The sequence below is a fragment of the Aestuariibacter sp. A3R04 genome (assembly GCF_018860805.1).
Lineage (GTDB): Bacteria > Pseudomonadota > Gammaproteobacteria > Enterobacterales > Alteromonadaceae > Alteromonas.
Map to the genome: position 1 here is coordinate 87,381 of NZ_JAHKQR010000016.1, position 17,202 is coordinate 104,582.

15 protein-coding genes are annotated in these 17,202 nt (G+C 48.9%); 3 read left to right on the top strand and 12 right to left on the bottom strand.

What is annotated here, in order from left to right:
• Window positions 1–165: 165 nt before the first annotated feature.
• Both KO518_RS17415 and KO518_RS17420 read left to right on the top strand, forming a co-directional pair.
• On the top strand, window positions 166–1,173 hold the full coding sequence (locus tag KO518_RS17415; RefSeq protein ID WP_216027135.1) for a ligase-associated DNA damage response exonuclease: 1,008 nt from the start codon (window positions 166–168) through the stop codon (window positions 1,171–1,173).
• Window positions 1,173–2,765: a cisplatin damage response ATP-dependent DNA ligase gene (locus tag KO518_RS17420; RefSeq protein WP_216027136.1), complete on the top strand. Its 1,593-nt coding sequence runs from the start codon at window positions 1,173–1,175 to the stop codon at window positions 2,763–2,765. Before KO518_RS17415 ends, KO518_RS17420 begins: the two co-directional genes overlap by 1 nt.
• A gap of 26 nt (window positions 2,766–2,791) precedes the next feature.
• Here the strand turns inward: KO518_RS17420 and ubiG are convergent, their stop codons facing one another.
• Window positions 2,792–3,556, bottom strand: coding sequence for a bifunctional 2-polyprenyl-6-hydroxyphenol methylase/3-demethylubiquinol 3-O-methyltransferase UbiG (gene ubiG, locus KO518_RS17425; RefSeq protein ID WP_216027137.1), 765 nt, complete (start codon window positions 3,554–3,556; stop codon window positions 2,792–2,794).
• A 92-nt stretch (window positions 3,557–3,648) separates the two neighbouring features.
• Here ubiG and KO518_RS17430 point away from each other — a divergent pair, with 92 nt between their 5' ends.
• Window positions 3,649–4,014 carry a DUF2237 family protein gene (locus KO518_RS17430; RefSeq protein WP_216027138.1) on the top strand — a complete coding sequence of 122 codons (366 nt, stop codon included), beginning with the start codon at window positions 3,649–3,651 and terminating at the stop codon, window positions 4,012–4,014.
• 21 nt (window positions 4,015–4,035) lie between these two features.
• Here the strand turns inward: KO518_RS17430 and KO518_RS17435 are convergent, their stop codons facing one another.
• From KO518_RS17435 to mutL, 11 genes are all read right to left on the bottom strand, one after another.
• Entirely contained in the window at window positions 4,036–5,463 is a 1,428-nt protein-coding gene (locus KO518_RS17435) for an aldehyde dehydrogenase family protein (RefSeq protein ID WP_216027139.1), read from the bottom strand.
• A gap of 10 nt (window positions 5,464–5,473) precedes the next feature.
• Window positions 5,474–7,114, bottom strand: coding sequence for an acetolactate synthase large subunit (locus KO518_RS17440; protein WP_216027140.1), 1,641 nt, complete (start codon window positions 7,112–7,114; stop codon window positions 5,474–5,476).
• A gap of 123 nt (window positions 7,115–7,237) precedes the next feature.
• Window positions 7,238–7,660 carry a DUF4112 domain-containing protein gene (locus tag KO518_RS17445; RefSeq protein ID WP_216027141.1) on the bottom strand — a complete coding sequence of 141 codons (423 nt, stop codon included), beginning with the start codon at window positions 7,658–7,660 and terminating at the stop codon, window positions 7,238–7,240.
• Window position 7,661: 1 nt separating this feature from the next.
• Window positions 7,662–8,741: a ferrochelatase gene (hemH, locus tag KO518_RS17450; protein ID WP_216027142.1), complete on the bottom strand. Its 1,080-nt coding sequence runs from the start codon at window positions 8,739–8,741 to the stop codon at window positions 7,662–7,664.
• A gap of 220 nt (window positions 8,742–8,961) precedes the next feature.
• Complete coding sequence (locus tag KO518_RS17455; RefSeq protein ID WP_216027143.1) at window positions 8,962–10,560, bottom strand: AbgT family transporter; 1,599 nt, start codon at window positions 10,558–10,560, stop codon at window positions 8,962–8,964.
• A gap of 210 nt (window positions 10,561–10,770) precedes the next feature.
• Window positions 10,771–11,655 carry a protease modulator HflC gene (gene hflC, locus KO518_RS17460; protein ID WP_216027144.1) on the bottom strand — a complete coding sequence of 295 codons (885 nt, stop codon included), beginning with the start codon at window positions 11,653–11,655 and terminating at the stop codon, window positions 10,771–10,773.
• A gap of 3 nt (window positions 11,656–11,658) precedes the next feature.
• Window positions 11,659–12,810, bottom strand: coding sequence for an FtsH protease activity modulator HflK (gene hflK, locus KO518_RS17465; RefSeq protein WP_216027145.1), 1,152 nt, complete (start codon window positions 12,808–12,810; stop codon window positions 11,659–11,661).
• 55 nt (window positions 12,811–12,865) lie between these two features.
• Window positions 12,866–14,155 carry a ribosome rescue GTPase HflX gene (gene hflX / locus KO518_RS17470; protein WP_216027146.1) on the bottom strand — a complete coding sequence of 430 codons (1,290 nt, stop codon included), beginning with the start codon at window positions 14,153–14,155 and terminating at the stop codon, window positions 12,866–12,868.
• A gap of 17 nt (window positions 14,156–14,172) precedes the next feature.
• Window positions 14,173–14,427, bottom strand: a complete 255-nt coding sequence (gene hfq / locus KO518_RS17475; protein WP_216027147.1) for an RNA chaperone Hfq — start codon at window positions 14,425–14,427, stop codon at window positions 14,173–14,175.
• A gap of 79 nt (window positions 14,428–14,506) precedes the next feature.
• Complete coding sequence (gene miaA, locus KO518_RS17480; RefSeq protein ID WP_216027148.1) at window positions 14,507–15,436, bottom strand: tRNA (adenosine(37)-N6)-dimethylallyltransferase MiaA; 930 nt, start codon at window positions 15,434–15,436, stop codon at window positions 14,507–14,509.
• Window positions 15,433–17,184 carry a DNA mismatch repair endonuclease MutL gene (gene mutL / locus KO518_RS17485; RefSeq protein ID WP_216027149.1) on the bottom strand — a complete coding sequence of 584 codons (1,752 nt, stop codon included), beginning with the start codon at window positions 17,182–17,184 and terminating at the stop codon, window positions 15,433–15,435. Before mutL ends, miaA begins: the two co-directional genes overlap by 4 nt.
• Between the last annotated feature and the right edge of the window lie 18 nt (window positions 17,185–17,202).

Sequence of the window (17,202 nt, forward strand, 5' to 3'; positions counted from 1 at the left end):
TTCATGTTTTTCTGATAATACGCATAAACCAGCATTGCGGTTTACCTATCTTTTTATCCCCTGTGATTTAGGATTGATGGATGAGTCATCTAAAAATATAGCTACCTCGTATAAGTGCGACACTGAATAATTTGTTGGGAGTAAGCGTTGCACCCGGAAAACTGGATGTCGATTGAACCCGCAGGCCTGTATTGTGCACCGGCAGATCTCTACATAGATCCAATACAACCCGTGTGTAACGCCGTGGTTACTCATGGCCACGCTGATCACGCCCGGGCAGGACATGAGCACGTGTACGCCACCGCACAAACACTGGCCATTATGAAAACCCGCTATGGCGAGGACATGGCCAAGCGCACCATCCCGCTCTTCTATGAGTCACCGGTTGTATTAGGCGATATCGACGACCCGGTGACTATGACCCTCTTTCCAGCAGGCCACATTCTTGGTTCCAGCCAGGTGTTACTTGAATACCGTGGTAGCCGGTTAGTGATATCAGGTGATTATAAACGCCGTCCCGATCCCACTTGTGAGCCCTTTAAGATCACGCCATGTGACGTATTTATTACCGAGGCCACTTTCGGGCTGCCAGTTTTCACACACCCGCCCATCAGCAAAGAAATTGACAAACTTCTATCGTCGCTACGGGTTTTCCCTGATCGTTGTCATCTGGTTGGTACTTACGCGTTGGGCAAGTGTCAGCGAGTACTTATTGCATTACGGGAAGCGGGTTATCATCAGCCCGTGTTCGTTCATGGCGCGCTGTTAAAGTTGTGTAATTTGTATAAACAAGAAGGTATCGACCTTGGCGACATTATTCCGGTGTCAGAAGTTGAAAATAAAAGCACATTAGCCGGAAAGATTGTGCTAGCGCCCCCCTCAGCGCTGGCTGATCGCTGGTCGCGCTCCCTGCCGAACGTGCGAACCGTCATGGCTTCCGGCTGGATGCAAATTCGCGCTCGCGCCCGGCAGCGTCAGGTGGAGTTACCCCTCATTATTTCTGACCACTGTGATTGGCCAGAACTGGTTCAAACTCTTGATGAGGTATCACCCAAAGAAGTCTGGGTAACTCACGGCCGGGAGGATGCACTCACCTACCAGGCAACTCAAATGGGCTTCAAGGCAAAGGCTTTATCAATGATTGGCTACGATGACGAGGAAGAAACGGGGTAATGGAAGCATTCAGCGACTTGTTAGAACAGCTATACTTTACCAGCAGCAATAACGCTAAAGCGGCGCTGATAGAGGACTATCTTAAGCGCACGCCCGACCCGGACAGAGGCTGGGCCATTGCCGCCATAGCCGGTGAACTCAGATTCGATTTTTTTAAACGAAACACCATTAAAACCTTAGTACTTGAGCAAGTGGACGACGCCCTTTTTGCCATGAGTTATGACTATGTGGGCGAGATGAGTGAAACCGTTGCCCACCTCTGGCAACCCACAGAGGAAGCACCAGATCCATCGCCACTACCCGGTTTACATGCGTTGGTTGAAAGCTTTAGCAATGCAAATAGAACCGAAGTTAAACCGCTGCTTACTTCATTGTTAAACCGCATGACCGCGGCGCAACGCTGGGCGCTGCTCAAACTCGGCACACGCGGCTTACGTGTGGGCGTGTCTGCACGAAGTATCAAGCACATTCTCGCCCGTTACGGCGGTGTGGATGTAGGAGAAATAGAAGCCCTGTGGCACGGCGTGGCACCGCCTTACGCAGAGTTACTAAGTTGGCTTGACGGTAAGGGGGAAAAGCCCGATATTTCAGGCGAAGTCACCTTTCATCCGGTTATGCTGGCCCATCCTATCGACGAAGAGTCGCGAGAAAGTATTGACCCAACTGCCTGGCAAATTGAACCTAAACTCGACGGTATACGTGTGCAGCTTGTTTCCAAACCGAACGGGAAAGCGCTGTTTAGTCGTACTGGCGACGATATCAGCCACGGCTTTCCGGATTTACTCGACACCATTGAACATATGGGCGTACTCGACGGCGAGCTACTGATCATGCACGGCAAAGACGTGGATACCTTTAACCAGCTGCAACAGCGTTTAAACAAAAGGCGCCCCACTAAAAACCTCATGCAGACCTTACCCGCAGGCATGGTCGTGTACGATGTTCTGTCTTTAGATGGCCAATCGCTGACCGATTTACCCTTGTCCGCTCGTCGACAGGCGTTAGAAGAATTTTTCGAGCAACAAACCTCCCCCCGTTTGCATTTATCAACCTGCTTCACTCCAAGCACCACAGCCGCACTTAACACCTTGCATCAACAGGTGTGCGAAGACACCGCTGTGGAAGGGTTAATGCTTAAACGCAAAGACAGTCTGTACACATCCGGCAGACCTAAAGGACAGTGGTATAAGTGGAAACGTGATCCCTTGTTGGTAGATGCGGTCATCATGTACGCCCAACGTGGCCATGGAAAGCGCTCCAGCTACTATTCCGACTTTACTTTCGGCGCATGGCAAAACGATACCCTGCTACCCATTGGAAAAGCGTACTCCGGCTTTACCGATGAGGAACTCAAACAGTTAGATAATTGGGTGAGGCGTCATACCATCGGACGCTTCGGCCCGGTTAAAGAGGTTAAGAAGGAACTGGTCGTGGAAGTGGCTTTCGATGCAGTGCACCCGTCAGGGCGGCACAAATCAGGCGTAGCATTGCGCTTCCCGCGTATTCACCGCATCAGGTGGGATAAGCCCGCCGTCGAAGCCGATCGCCTGGATACGGTAAAATCATTGATAGAAGCGAGCCAAGCCGATTGATAGCGTTATTCGCTATGGTGTGTTAGCTACGCGCTGTGTTTGTAGCAACACAAATAATTAACTGACACCGACGACGTCTGCCTCCATTGCTTATTCATGGGGTTGAGGGCAAACCCACACTGACTTTTGCGCACAAACGCCTCGCCCACCCATTCATCCATTTCTTTTGGCGTGACAAATTTACGCCAATCATGGGTGCCAACAGGCAGGTAGCGCATGATGTATTCAGCGCCAACAATGGCAACCAAATAGCTTTTCAGAGTCCGGTTTATAGTGGCTAAAATGAGTAAGCCACCCGGCTTCACCATGGCAGCACAATCTTGTATTAAGGCATATTGATCGGGCACATGCTCTACCACTTCAGCATTGATGACTACATCGTAAGTTTCCCCTTTCCGTGCCCAGTCACCAGCCAGGCTGTGATGATAGTTGACCAATAACTTACGCTGCTGTGCGTGCCGTTTGGCCACCTCCACACTTACAGAACTGGCGTCAATGCCTGTCACCTCGGCACCGCGTTTTGCCAAAGGCTCGCAGATTAATCCCCCGCCACTACCCACATCTAAAATAGACAACCCATTAAACAGATGGTCAGCTGCGCCATGGGGTTTGAAGTGTTTGTTGATAGCAGAAACGATATGCTCGACCCGCGCCGCATTAAACGCTAGGGCGGTTTTATATTTTCCGTTTGGATCCCACCAGCTTTCGGCAAGGGCATCAAAGCGTGCTATTTCATCTTCGCTGACATTTGCAGATGAAACAGGGGCCGATAACTTGCTTTTATCAAGCATTACATTCTCCACATACTTTCAATTGATACTGTGCCCGCTTCGCGTTTTGCGATAACGTTGTTCTATTACGTTGGTAAACAGAGTTTTGCTTTATGGCAAATGAAAAAAATGTCTATGGTCGCCCTTTGCAGTTGTGCTGTGGCAATAGCGGTTTCACGCGGGAAGGTTTTTGCTACGTTCCTGTGTCAGATATTGGTAACCACAGTGTATGTGCGGTAGTAGATGAGCCTTTTTTGGCTTATTCAGTAAACCAAGGCAATGATTTGGTCACGCCGCGCCCTGAACTAGCTTTCGCCGGACTGAAGCCCGGCGACAAATGGTGCTTGTGCGCCGCGCGATGGTTAGAAGCCTATCACGCTGGCGTCGCCCCCAGGGTCAACCTGGAGGCCACTCATCAAAAAGCCCTTGATATCATCTCATTAGAATCACTTGAGATGTATGCCATTGATGCGATATAACCGCGCCTTTTCGTATCACTGTTAAGGCGTGCGGATCACCATTAAGCGGGTTTCCATCATGTCTTTGATGGCGTAACGTATGCCTTCCCGGCCCAGGCCCGAATCTTTAACGCCGCCGTAAGGCATATTGTCAACACGCCAACTGGGCACATCGCCAATCACCACGCCGCCCACTTCCAGTACATCCCAGGCTTTGTGAGCTTTGTACAAGTCGCGGGTGAATATGCCTGCCTGCAAACCATACCGACTGTTATTCACTTCTTTAAGAGCCTCGTCGAAATCGCTAAATTTCATTAACACTGACAAGGGTCCGAAGGCTTCTTCTGCGCTAGCATCACAAGACGCCGGTACATTTTCCATTACGGTAGCCTCCAGCATGGCACCATTTCGGGTCCCACCGCATAAAATAGTACCTCCTGCCTCATGGGCTTTGCTGATCCAGCCTTCAAGTCGTTCTGCTTCAGATTCAGAAATCATCGGCCCAATGAAAGTATTTTCATCGGCGGGATCGCCCGCAACCAGGGAAGAAACACGCTGAACAAATTTCTCTCGAAATGCATCGTAGATTTTATCGTGAAGTAATATACGCTGAACACTGATACAGCTTTGCCCCGACTGGTAGTACGCACCTATAATAATGCGATCGATGGCATCGTTTATATCCGCATCTTCATCGACAATACACGCAGCATTACCCCCCAATTCCAACACCACAGGTTTTTTACCTGCCTTGGCTTTTAACGCCCAGCCCACGTCTGGTGAACCGGTAAAGCTCAACAATTTGAGCCGCTCATCAGTGGTAAACAAGTCTGCGCCATCACGGCTGCAGGGCAATATGGAAAATGCTCCTTTAGGCAGATCAGTTTCAGCTAGCACTTCACCGATTATGAGCGCACCAATAGGAGTTCGTGACGCCGGTTTGAGAACAAACGTACAACCGGCAGCGATGGCCGGTGCCACCTTATGGGCCGCCAGGTTTAGCGGAAAGTTAAATGGTGATATAAACGAACACGGCCCAATGGGCACCAGCTTAGTCATTCCCTGATAGCCACTGGCGCGGGCGGAGATCTCAAGATTCAATACCTCCCCTTCTATGCGCACGCTTTCTTCCGCTGCAATACGGAATGTATCGATAAGGCGGGTAACTTCCCCTTCCGCGTCTTTAATAGGTTTACCGGCTTCAATACACAACGCTTTGGCAAGCTCGTCTCTTCTTTCTGTAAACCGTGCCACACAATGGTCAAGTACCGCCTTTCGTTGATACGGCTTCATAGCCGTCATTGCTGGCTGCGCCTCTGTTGCTGCCTGAATGGCTTTGTCAATTGTGTCCGCATCGGCTTTGGCAACACAGGTAGCCGCTTCACCGGTATATTTATTGGTTACCACGAGGTCTCTATTTGCAAACACCGGTTCACTGGCAAGGTAGTAGGGATAACTGTCTTTCAACATAAAAGACTCCTTATAATTTCTTACTGAGTTCGCGAATTGTGTGATTCAGGGTTTTGTCGTTCATACTGTAATCAACAGGGCAATCAATAAGGTGCACACCTGGCGTATTCAGGCAATGCCCAATGGTTTTTCCCAGCTCATTTGTCGATGCGACGCGCCAACCCGAAGCCCCGTAGCTGTTCGCATACTGAACTAAATCAGGATTGCCATAGTCGAGGCCGAAATTGTCAAAGGCCATATGAGCTTGCTTCCATTTAATCATCCCGTAAGCGTCATCCCTAAGCACGATAACGGTGAGGTGAAGCCCCAGACGGACAGCGGTTTCGAGCTCTTGGCTGTTCATCATAAACCCGCCGTCACCGCACACGCTGATGACCTGCTTTTCAGGGTGCACTAGTTTGGCCGCAATGGCAGATGGAAGCCCTGCGCCCATTGATGCCAACGCATTGTCCAATAGCAGGGTATTTGGATGGTAGGCCGGGTAGTTTCGGGCAAACCAGATTTTATATACACCGTTATCCAGCGTCACAATGCCATCCTCAGGTAGCGCTTTTCGCACTTCCCTGACAAATCGCTCAGGCAACACGGGGAAGCGGTTGTCATCCTCTGCTTCAGCCCTGTGTTCCACGTATGCGTCATGAACATCTTTATAAAAATCCAGCTTCCAGCTCTGTTGAGGCGTGATGTTTTCCTTGATTTGCCACACGCTGTTGGCAATATCTCCCACCACTTCAAGCTGGGGGAAATACACCGGGTCTACCGCTGCCGCATCGAAATTAATATGAATGACTTTCTTGCCGTCGTCATGCATGAAGAATGGCGGTTTCTCTACCACATCATGACCCACATTGATGATTAAATCTGCCCGGCTGATAGCACGATGAACGAAATCACCGTCAGACAATGCTGTATTGCCGGCAAACAAGGGATCACTTTCGTTCAATACCCCTTTGCCCATTTGCGTGGTGACAAATGGAATGCCGGTTTTGTCTACGAATTCCCGTAACATTTTTGCTGTGAGCTTACGGTTTGCCCCAGCTCCGATAAGCAGTAGCGGCGAACTGGCAGATTCAATCATACTCGTAGCCGCCGCAATAGCTTTATATTCAGCAATGGGGCGGCGCGAGTAACTCGGCGAAAGCAACGGCGCACTGGTTATCTCAGCTGCTATGTCTTCCGGCAATTCGATGTGAACAGCCCCGGGACGCTCTTCCGCGGCTATGCGAAACGCCTCTCTTACCACCGACGGAATACGATCGCCACTGACAATTTGACTGGTGTATTTGGTAATAGGTCGCATCATATCGACCACGTCAATTACCTGAAAGCGCCCTTGTTTACTGGTTTTAATAGGTTTTTGCCCGGTAATCATCAGCATGGGCATAGCGCCAAGTTGTGCGTAAGCTGCAGGCGTGACAAGGTTGGTCGCACCAGGCCCCAAAGTAGACAAGCAAACGCCAACTTTGCCCGTCAATCTGCCATATGTTGCAGCCATAAATCCGGCGCCCTGTTCATGGCGAGTGAGAATAAGTTTTATAGATGACGTACGCAGCGATTCCAGTAAATCCAGGTTTTCTTCACCGGGAATGCCAAATATGTATTCTACCCCTTCAGCTTCAAGTGCATTTACAAAGAGATCCGATGCTTTCATTATCAATAGCGCTCCACAAGGGTTACATTCAAAATTGAATGGTTATCGATATTGTGTACTGACTGCTACGCCAATTACACCAGAAACGATTACATCCAGGGCATCTTTGAGATGAACGACAGTCTAGTCGGCTAACTGGTTTTCCCACTGTTTCAGTTTTTCAGCGGCATTTTTATCTACTTTTTGTTTGTTGTTGGTTATCCACCACTGTTCCATGATACGTACGTTTTTTTGATTCGATTTGTAAAATACATCGGCGATATCGCCCACTACAGGAATAAAACCCAGAACAAAATCAATAAGGGTGTTTCTCACCATTGCAGAGACCAACGCACTGGGCATACCCATGGATTTTCCCAACAGGATAATTCGCAACCCGGCGAGGAGCATGAGTGCGTCACCCGCTCCGGGAATAAGACCGACAAGCGAGTCCAGGCCAATGCGTATCGGCAAGAGCGGAATTTTTACCGCTGTGTCTAGGGTATTCGCCCATTTTTGAGCTGTCCGGAGGGCTTGGGGGGCTTTAAACTCACTTTGATCATTCATTTTAGCGGTCAGCTCCCAGCGCTTTAGCGCTTTGCTCCCTGCCAGCTATGTCAGGCTCAATAGCCCAGCCGTGGAGATTGGTTTTAATCAAATCAAATAACATCTCAATGTGTTCTGTGCCGTCATTGAGGGCGGGGATGTACTCGTAGCGCTCGCCTCCGGCTTCGATAAAATACTCCCTATTCTCTTCGCCTATTTCCTCGATGGTTTCCAGGCAATCCGCTGAAAAGCCCGGGCACATAACCTGAACAGACCTGACACCTTGTCCTGGCAAACCTTTTAACGTTTCATCGGTATAGGGTTTTAACCATTCTTCGCGACCAAAGCGCGATTGAAACGTCGTCATATATTCATCAGCAGACAGACCCAGCGCTTCCCCCACCAATCGCGATGTTTTGTAACACTCACAGTGATATGGGTCGCCATTAGTTAAGTACCGCTTAGGTATACCGTGATAAGACATGATGAGTTTATCGGCCCGGCCTTCTTTCGCCCAATGTTCTCGTACACTATTCGCTAGGGCAGTAATGTAGGCAGGGTTGTCGTGATAGTGTGTGATAAAGCGCAACTCGGGCATCCACCGACGATGGGTAAAATCAGCTGCCACCGCATCAAAGGTAGACGCGGTCGTGGATGCGCAATATTGTGGGTACAAAGGCAGCACCACTAATTTTCTCACACCCTGTGACAGCATGCTATTGATGACATCCGATACGGCGGGTTGGCCATAGCGCATGGCGAAATCAACTACAACATTATCGCCATATTCGGCATTGCAGCGTGCTTCAATAGCGTCTTTCTGCTTGCGCGTAATAGCCAATAACGGCGAGCCATCATCTGTCCATACCGCAGCGTAGGCTTCTGCAGAACGTTTTGGCCTGATATTCAGTATCACGCCATTGAGGATCACCCACCACAACAACCGCGGTACTTCCACCACCCTGGGGTCAGATAAAAACTCTCGTAAATAAGGCTTTAGCGCCTGTTTTGTGGGCGCTTGAGGTGTACCCAGGTTGGTTACAAGCACACCGATTTTATCAGCTTGTCCATGCGTAAAATAATTGCTGTTCTTATATTTCATACCACTTCTACCTGAAACAAAATGACGCCTTGAGTGAGAACAACACGCTATACTTTCGCGCCGCTCCAAAACTAGTGATTGATAATAGTATACTGGTTAAACCGCGGGATTGATCCAAATGCTGGTGTTTTAAATTCGATTGGATTGTTCGGGTATAACGATGAAACAGGAAGTGCAGAAAATGAGGCCAGCAGAAGAAGTCCTGCTGGCACAAGCTGATTTAAGATTGATAGTAAGTCGCGGCGCCGGGTCCAACCGGCATGCCGAGTAAAAACACCCAAACGAAGAACAGTATTGTCCAGCCGACGATAAACACCATTGAGTATGGCAGCATCATGGCTATAAGAGTTCCCATGCCAACGTCTTTGCGATAACGGGCGGCCATAGCCAGAATGAGTCCAAAATAACTCATCATCGGCGAAATGACATTGGTGACGGAATCGCCAATACGGTACGCCGCCTGAATCACTTCCGGTGCATAACCGAGCAGCATCAGCATGGGAACAAAAATAGGAGCTGTAACGGCCCACTGTGCTGATGCACTTCCCAGTGATAAATTCACCATGCCACACATAAGGATGAAAAGAATAAAAACCGATGGACCATCAAGCCCTGCCGATTGCAGGAGTGCCGCACCTTTTACGGCGAGAAACGTACCGAGGTTAGTCCATTTGAAAAATGCAACAAATTGGGCTGCGAAAAACACCAAGGTAATATACAACCCCATAGATCCCATGCTTTTAGACATGGCGTTGATAATATCCCTGTCGTTTTTCATGGTACCTACCACCCTGCCATAAACGAAACCGGGAATGGCAAAAGTAATGAAAATAAACGCCACAATACCTTTGAGGAAGGGCGAACCGGTAATACCTCCGGTTACAGGATTGCGCAATGGTCCATTTTCAGGCACAACGGTGAGGGCAAGTATGCCGCATACCACTACAAAAGCCACGCCAGCCATTACCAGCCCTTTCTTTTCCAACGCGGTAGGCGCAGCCATAGATTGATTGTCCAGTGATACCGAGGCATCTTTTTCGTTGTAAACGCCCAGACGGGGTTCAACGACCTTTTCAGTTACCATAGTCCCCATTAACGCAATCACAAAAGTACTGATAAACATGAAATACCAGTTTACCTCCGGGCCAACGGTATAACCCGGGTCAATCATATGTGCTGCAGCCTCGGTAATGCCAGAGAGCAAAGGATCAACGGTACCTAATAGCAGGTTTGCACTATAGCCGGCTGATACTCCTGCGAAAGCGGCGGCCAAACCGGCTAACGGGTGCCGTCCAAGTGAATGAAAAATCATCGCGGCCAACGGAATGAGTACCACATAGCCTAATTCAGAGGCCGTGTTAGACAGAATACCAGAAAAGACAATAGCGAAGGTCACTACCCTTTTCGGCGCCCCCATTACCATTGACCTCATTAATGCCGACAACATACCCGAATGCTCAGCAACAGACACACCTAGCAGCGCAACGAGCACCGTGCCCAACGGCGCAAAGCTTGTGAAATTGGTGACCAGACCGGTGACAATACGCTGTAATCCATCTGTGCTCATCAAAGATATGACTTCTATCATACCGTCAGCTTCCCGGCCCTTTGCGCCTTCCGGACGCGGATCAGCAACAGCGATATCGAAATAGCCGAGAATGCCGCTTAGAACAATGATAAAAACAGATAAAAGAGCAAATAAAGTAATTGGATGCGGTAGCAAATTCCCCAGCCACTCTACGGTAGCTAAAAAGCGCGCAAACCATCCGCTCTGCGCTGCATCACTTGGTGACGGCGCCTGAGATTGATTGGTACTCACGGTGAACCTCTGTCGTTTTATAGTGCAACACTTTGTGTGTTGTCACATTTTTATATAATCGGGCGTAGTATAGCGAAGATTGTGCGTTCTGGCAGCAAACACCGTGCAAATCGGTGATTTTCCATACTTTTTGACGAATAACAAAACAGTTGTTTTTACAGAGGGCATAAAAAACCCGCACTTTAGCGCGGGTTTTTTCGTTAGCTGTGATTACTTTCCGTTGGCACTGTTCATGTACTTAAAGAACTCGCTGTCGGGACCAAGCACCATTACATCCTGTTTGTTGCTGAAGCTCTTGCGATATGCGTCCATACTTCGCAGGAAGCTGTAAAATTCAGGGTTTTTAGAATACGCGTTAGCGTAAATTTGCGCTGCCAATGCATCACCTTCACCTCGAACCTGTCGGGCGTTACGTTCTGCGTCGGCCTGCATGACTGTTACTTTTGCATCGATATCTGCACGAATAACTTCTGCCTGCTCCTGGCCTTCTGAACGGTGTTCACGAGCAACCGCTGCGCGCTCGGCACGCATACGCTGAAATATTGCGTTGCTTACTTCACTCGGCAGATTAATTTGCTTCACTCGAACGTCCACAATCTTAATACCCAGCTCGCTAGACGATTCACTCGCCTGCTCCATAGCCTGATTCATGAGCGCAGAACGCTCACCAGACACGATTTGGGAAATCGTGCGAGTACCGAATTCAGAACGCAAACCGTTGTTTACCTTTTGTTTGAGTAACGCCTCTGCCTGAAGTTTGTTACCGCCTTGTGTAGCCAGGTAGTACTTGGCAAAATCGTTAATTTTCCATTTTACATAAGAATCAACAATAAGGTCTTTCTTCTCAGCAGTTACGAATCGATCCGGCGCATCATCAAGCGTTTGAATACGTGCGTCCAGGCGTCTAACGGTGTCAATAAACGGGTATTTGAAATGCAAACCAGGTGCGAATACCCGGGTATCGCCAGTGGCGTCATCCCGTTGAACTTTACCAAACTGAATAACGATGGCTCGCTCACCTTCAGAGACCACAAACAAGGAACCGGACAACAGAACAGCAAAAAGTACGACAACTGCAATTAACAGATTTTTCATGACTTATTGTCCTCCGTCTCTGAACCGACTATCGCGAATCCCGGAACTCGTAGTGGAATTGCGGGAAGTATCACCAGAAGTGGACATTGGCGCACTTTGGTATGGTGAACTGTTGTCGCGACTTTGCGTACTTGTTCCACGCTGTTCCATTAGCTTGTCCAATGGCAGATACAGCATGTTATTGCCACCTTCACTGTCCACCAAAATCTTGCTGGTGTTACCGAGAACAGCTTCCATGGTTTCAATATAAATCCGGTCACGGGTAACCTCTGGAGCGGCCTCATACTGAGGTAATAATTCAGAGAAGCGCGCCACTTCACCCTGGGCTTCAAGAATTACGCGTTCTTTATAAGCCTGAGCTTCTTCATTCATGCGATTTACCTGACCGCGAGCACGGGGTTCAATTTCCCTCGCATAAGCTTCTGCTTCGCGAATAAATCGTTGTTCGTCTTCCTGAGCAGAAATAGCGTCATCAAATGCGTCTTTCACTTCTTCAGGTGGACGGGCATCACGGAAGTTCATATCTGTGATTACTACCCCTAAATCATAAGGTTCCAAAATGGTTTGAAGTTCTTCCCAAACGCGCTGACGGGTAACTTCCCGTCCATCGGTCAGGACATCGTCCATTTGCGAGTGTCCCACTACATAGCGAATAGCACTGTCAAGCGCCTGACTCAAGCTCAGCTCAGGGCTGGTAACAGCAAAGGTCCAACGATAGGGATCAACCACGCGAAATTGCATTTCCATTTGCACGCGCACAACGTTTTCATCTTCCGTCAGCATCGAGCCGCTGGAAGCCTGGTCGCGAATAGATGTGACGTCGACAGGGATCACTGTATCAACAAATGTAGGCTTCCAACGCAAGCCAGGTTCAACTTGTTCGTAGTATTCGCCGAACCGAAGCACAACACCCCGTTCAGATTCTCGGATGGTATAGAAACCGCTTACAACCCATACAACCACCAGTAATGCAGCGATGATAGCAATCCCCATGGTGCCCAGGCTTTTGCCTGACCCACCGTTTCCACCGCCCATTTTACCGAACTTACCAAACAGTTTTTTGAATACATCGTCCAAATCCGGTGGCCCTTCATCACGGCCGCCGCGATTCTTCCACGGGTCATTATTTTTGCCACCCGGCTCATTCCAAGCCATGCTGATACTCCATAAGAGATTATAAAATTAAATAGAAAATCTGTTCATCACCACCTCAGTGGTGAACGACATACCCGGACAATCCACTGTCTAACCGTTTTTCCAATCGGTTCCAGTCAGCAGCCGGCATTTTAACGTCGACAACCCAATCACCTTCGGCATCGTATTGTTCATTGGAAATACAATTCAATTCGTACAACACTCCCCGAAGTTTACTCTGCGCAGGAGGAATACGTAAGGTGTAACTCACCATGCTCTTACCAAGGCACTCAGTAAGGGCCTGACTCAGTAAATCCACACCCTCACCCGAGTGCGCAGACAACCAAACCCGAGTAGGTATACCCTCCTCGTTTCTTTCTATACGGGGCGCAACATCATCCAGTTTATCAATCTTGTTACAGATTATTAACTGTTGAATGTCGTCGGCTTCAATTTCTTCCAATACTTCGTTGACTTCATCCATGGTTTCTCGATAGTTGGCTTCTGCAATATCAACCACATGCAACAACAAATCTGCCTCTTGGGTTTCCTGCAGCGTTGCTTTAAACGCCGCTACCAGATCATGGGGCAAGTGACGAATAAAACCAACTGTGTCTGCCAGAATAGCCGGCCCGGCATCCTGAAGCTCAATTTTTCTGAGCGTTGGATCGAGGGTAGCAAACAGTTGATCTGCAGCATACACGTGAGCGTCGGTAATGGTGTTAAATAACGTGGATTTACCGGCATTAGTATACCCCACCAACGAAACAGTAGGGATCTCAGCGCGTTTTCTGGAACGTCGACCCTGCTCGCGTTGTTTTTGCACTTTCTCTAAGCGACGTAGAATGGCTTTAATACGTCCCCGCAGCAACCGACGATCTGTTTCCAACTGAGTTTCACCAGGACCGCGTAATCCTATCCCGCCTTTTTGTCTTTCAAGGTGAGTCCAGCCCCGAATAAGGCGTGTGGAAATATGCCTCAACTGAGCAAGCTCAACCTGCAGCTTACCCTCGTGGGTACGTGCACGCTGAGCAAAAATATCCAGAATCAGGCCGGTTCTGTCCAGAACCCGACACTTACATACAGATTCCAGATTCCGTTCCTGAGAGGGAGACAGCGCATGATTGAAGATAACAACATTCGCTTCATGCGCCTTTACTGCGGCGGCGATCTCTTCAGCTTTACCAGAACCAACAAAATACTTGGCATGGGGCGCGCTACGCGACGTAGTTAACACGTCTACCGCATTTACACCCGCTGAGGACACAAGTAGTTCCAGCTCGGCCAGATCTTCTTTGCTGTTTTCATCAGCAAAGTTTACATGAACAAGAATCGCCTGTTCACCGGCTTCATAACGGTCAAACAAGCAAAGTACCTTTTGTATTATTCACTTTTAGTATTTTCAGAATCCCCTTGGGTTGAACTGGGCATAGTGATCGCACGCGAGGGTACGACAGTGGAGATAGCGTGTTTATACACCATCTGACTAACTGTGTTTTTGAGTAAAATCACGAACTGGTCAAATGATTCTACTTGCCCCTGAAGTTTTATTCCATTCACGAGGTAAATGGAAACAGGTATACGTTCTTTTCTCAACGCATTCAAAAATGGGTCTTGTAGTGATTGCCCTTTAGCCATCTGAAATCCTTAGTTTTTATTATTTCTATGGCATACCAAATAGCATGCCACCGCGCCTAATGTATAACACACTCGAAAATCAAAGTGTGAGTTTTGACAAAATTTTCGCCAAATTATTGTTATCAAACGTGTCCAGCCAATGGAGTGAGGGCCATCCTCTTAACCAGGTCAACTGTCTTTTAGCCAGTTGACGAGTAGCTATGATACCCCTCTCACGCATTTCTGCATAGTCGATTTCGCCAGCCAGGTATTGCCACGCCTGTCTGTATCCCACCGAACGCACGGCGGGCAGATCTTCGTGTAAATCGCCCCGCGCGTACAACGCTTTCACTTCTTCTATAAAACCCGCTTCCAGCATGGTGTCAAAACGCAGCGCTATCCGCTCGTGTAACACCGCTCTGTCTGCAGGCGCCACAGCAAACTGAGTAATGTCATAAGGACAAGGTTCACCCTTTTCAGCTTGCCAGGACGTCAGAGTTCTGCCTGTTGCGCGATACACTTCCAGTGCCCTTGTGAGGCGCTGAGGATCATTCGGGTGAATTCGCCCGGCACTTACCGGATCAACCCGCTCTAGTTCCTCGTGCAACGCCTGCCAACCAGACAGTGCCGCTTCGCGATTTATATGGGCACGTATCACTTCATCCGATTTAGGTAAGGGCGAAATACCTTTTATCAAGGCATTGAAGTACATCATCGTACCACCCGCCAATACCGGTAACTTGTTACGACTGTGTATTTCTTCAATACACTGTAAGACATCCTGTCGAAACTCTGCGACAGAATAAGATTCTGCCGGGTCTCGTATATCAATCAGCCAATGGGGCACTGCAGCCAGTTCATCGCAGGTTGGCTTAGCCGTACCAATATCCATGCCACGATAAATCAGTGCCGAATCCACACTGATAATTTCACAGGGAACCACATCCGCCAATGCAAGTGCCAGGCCAGTTTTCCCTGAGGCCGTAGGCCCCATAATACTTACAACGGGTTTTGTGGACTTTACCGTCATAACTGCTCCCAACTATTCAAGATAGCATCAACTGGCTTTTCTTGACCGAACTGCGCCAGGGTAGCAAGCAAATCACGCTGTGAGTATTGTTCAAGATCGTTCCACAACGCCCCTCGAATATCGCTGGGTAACTCAGCATTCGTTGGAATGGAACTTACCACACCTTGCAAGGTTTTCTGGCCTGATGAGAGCATTTCCGGGAACCATTTAACCCACGGAAAGTGTCGGCACCCGGCGGGTACTTGCTGCAGTAAATATTTGCCTGCCACTTTTTTCACCGCAAAGTGATGCTGCGTCAGTAAATCTGCCACTTTGTCACCACTGACTCCTGCCATTACTGAAACTGGCATTAGCAACGGCTGAGACGTGCTGGCACGCAGCAATTGTTTACACACCCACTCTGAAAGTATAGACGTTATGTCAAAAAGCCAACACGCATTTTTATGCCGGTAAAGTCTTACATATTCATTTATTTCTAAATACTGGACTTCAGTCGTAGTTAAATCACATCGCTCTGTTGTCATTAGCGCACTGTAATGTTCTGCGACGATACCGGGCGACGAGCGAGTTGGTAACCTCGGTGTTGGCGACCTGGCGCTTGAGTTTTTTTGAGCCGTATTCCTGCTCGCTGGCTGGTAGTTGCCGCTATTTGAAAACTCAGGAGAGTCGTCAGACCCTGGCTTAGAAGTCTCCTGCATCAAAGGCCGAATATAATCATGGGCCGGTTGGCTGTAATGCCCGTTTTCCTGTTCGTTGCCTTCTGACAAGGCATCTGCCACGGCTTTACAAATAAAATCGTGTACCAGCCGACTTTGCTGAAACCGCACCTCATGCTTCGCCGGGTGAACGTTGACATCCACCTCTTTTGGCGGCACGGTAAGATAGACCACGAAAGAGGGTTGCTCTAACACGCCCCAAACGCTTTCATAAGCTTGTCGAATAGCGTGGAGGATGAGTTTATCGCGCATGCCTCTGCCGTTAACAAAGCTAAACTGACAATCGCTACTGCTTCGCAACGCGCTTTCGTCACCCAACCAAGCTTCTATTTTCATACCGTGGGTTTCAGTTACCACATGGACTGCACTGTTGATAAATTTTTGGCCCATCACGGCGCCAATGCGTTGTGATAAAGGGTCTGCGCCAGAAACCATGTACCTTCTTACCACTTTGCCATTGTGTTTCAGTATAAAACTAACGCTGGGATGGCTTAGTGCAATACGGCGAAACACGTCGTCGATGTGCTGAAATTCAGTTTTTTCCGTACGCAGAAATTTGCGCCTGGCCGGGGTATTATAAAAAAGATCAACTACGTCAATGGTAGTGCCATCAGGATGAGCCGCGGGATTCACTTTCACTTCCATTTCCCGGCCTTCGCAATGAGCTTGCCACGCCTGTTCCTGGCCCGCTGTTTTGGAGGTAAGGGTAAGCCTGCTCACTGAACTTATACTGGCAAGTGCCTCGCCGCGGAACCCCAGGGACAGAATTTGCTCAAGATCATCCAGTGACGTGATTTTACTGGTCGCATGACGACTAAGCGCAAGCGTAAGTTCGTCTTTCCCGATCCCACTACCGTTGTCGCGCAGGCGAATGCGTTTGTGACCGCCTTTTTCGATATCCAGTTCAATTTTACTGGCACCGGCATCGAGACTGTTTTCAATCAGTTCTTTAACCACGGAAGCCGGTCGTTCCACCACTTCGCCAGCTGCGATCTGGTTAGCAAGCTGTGGTGGGAGTAGCTGTATTGGCAAGTGAAATCCTGCTGATAG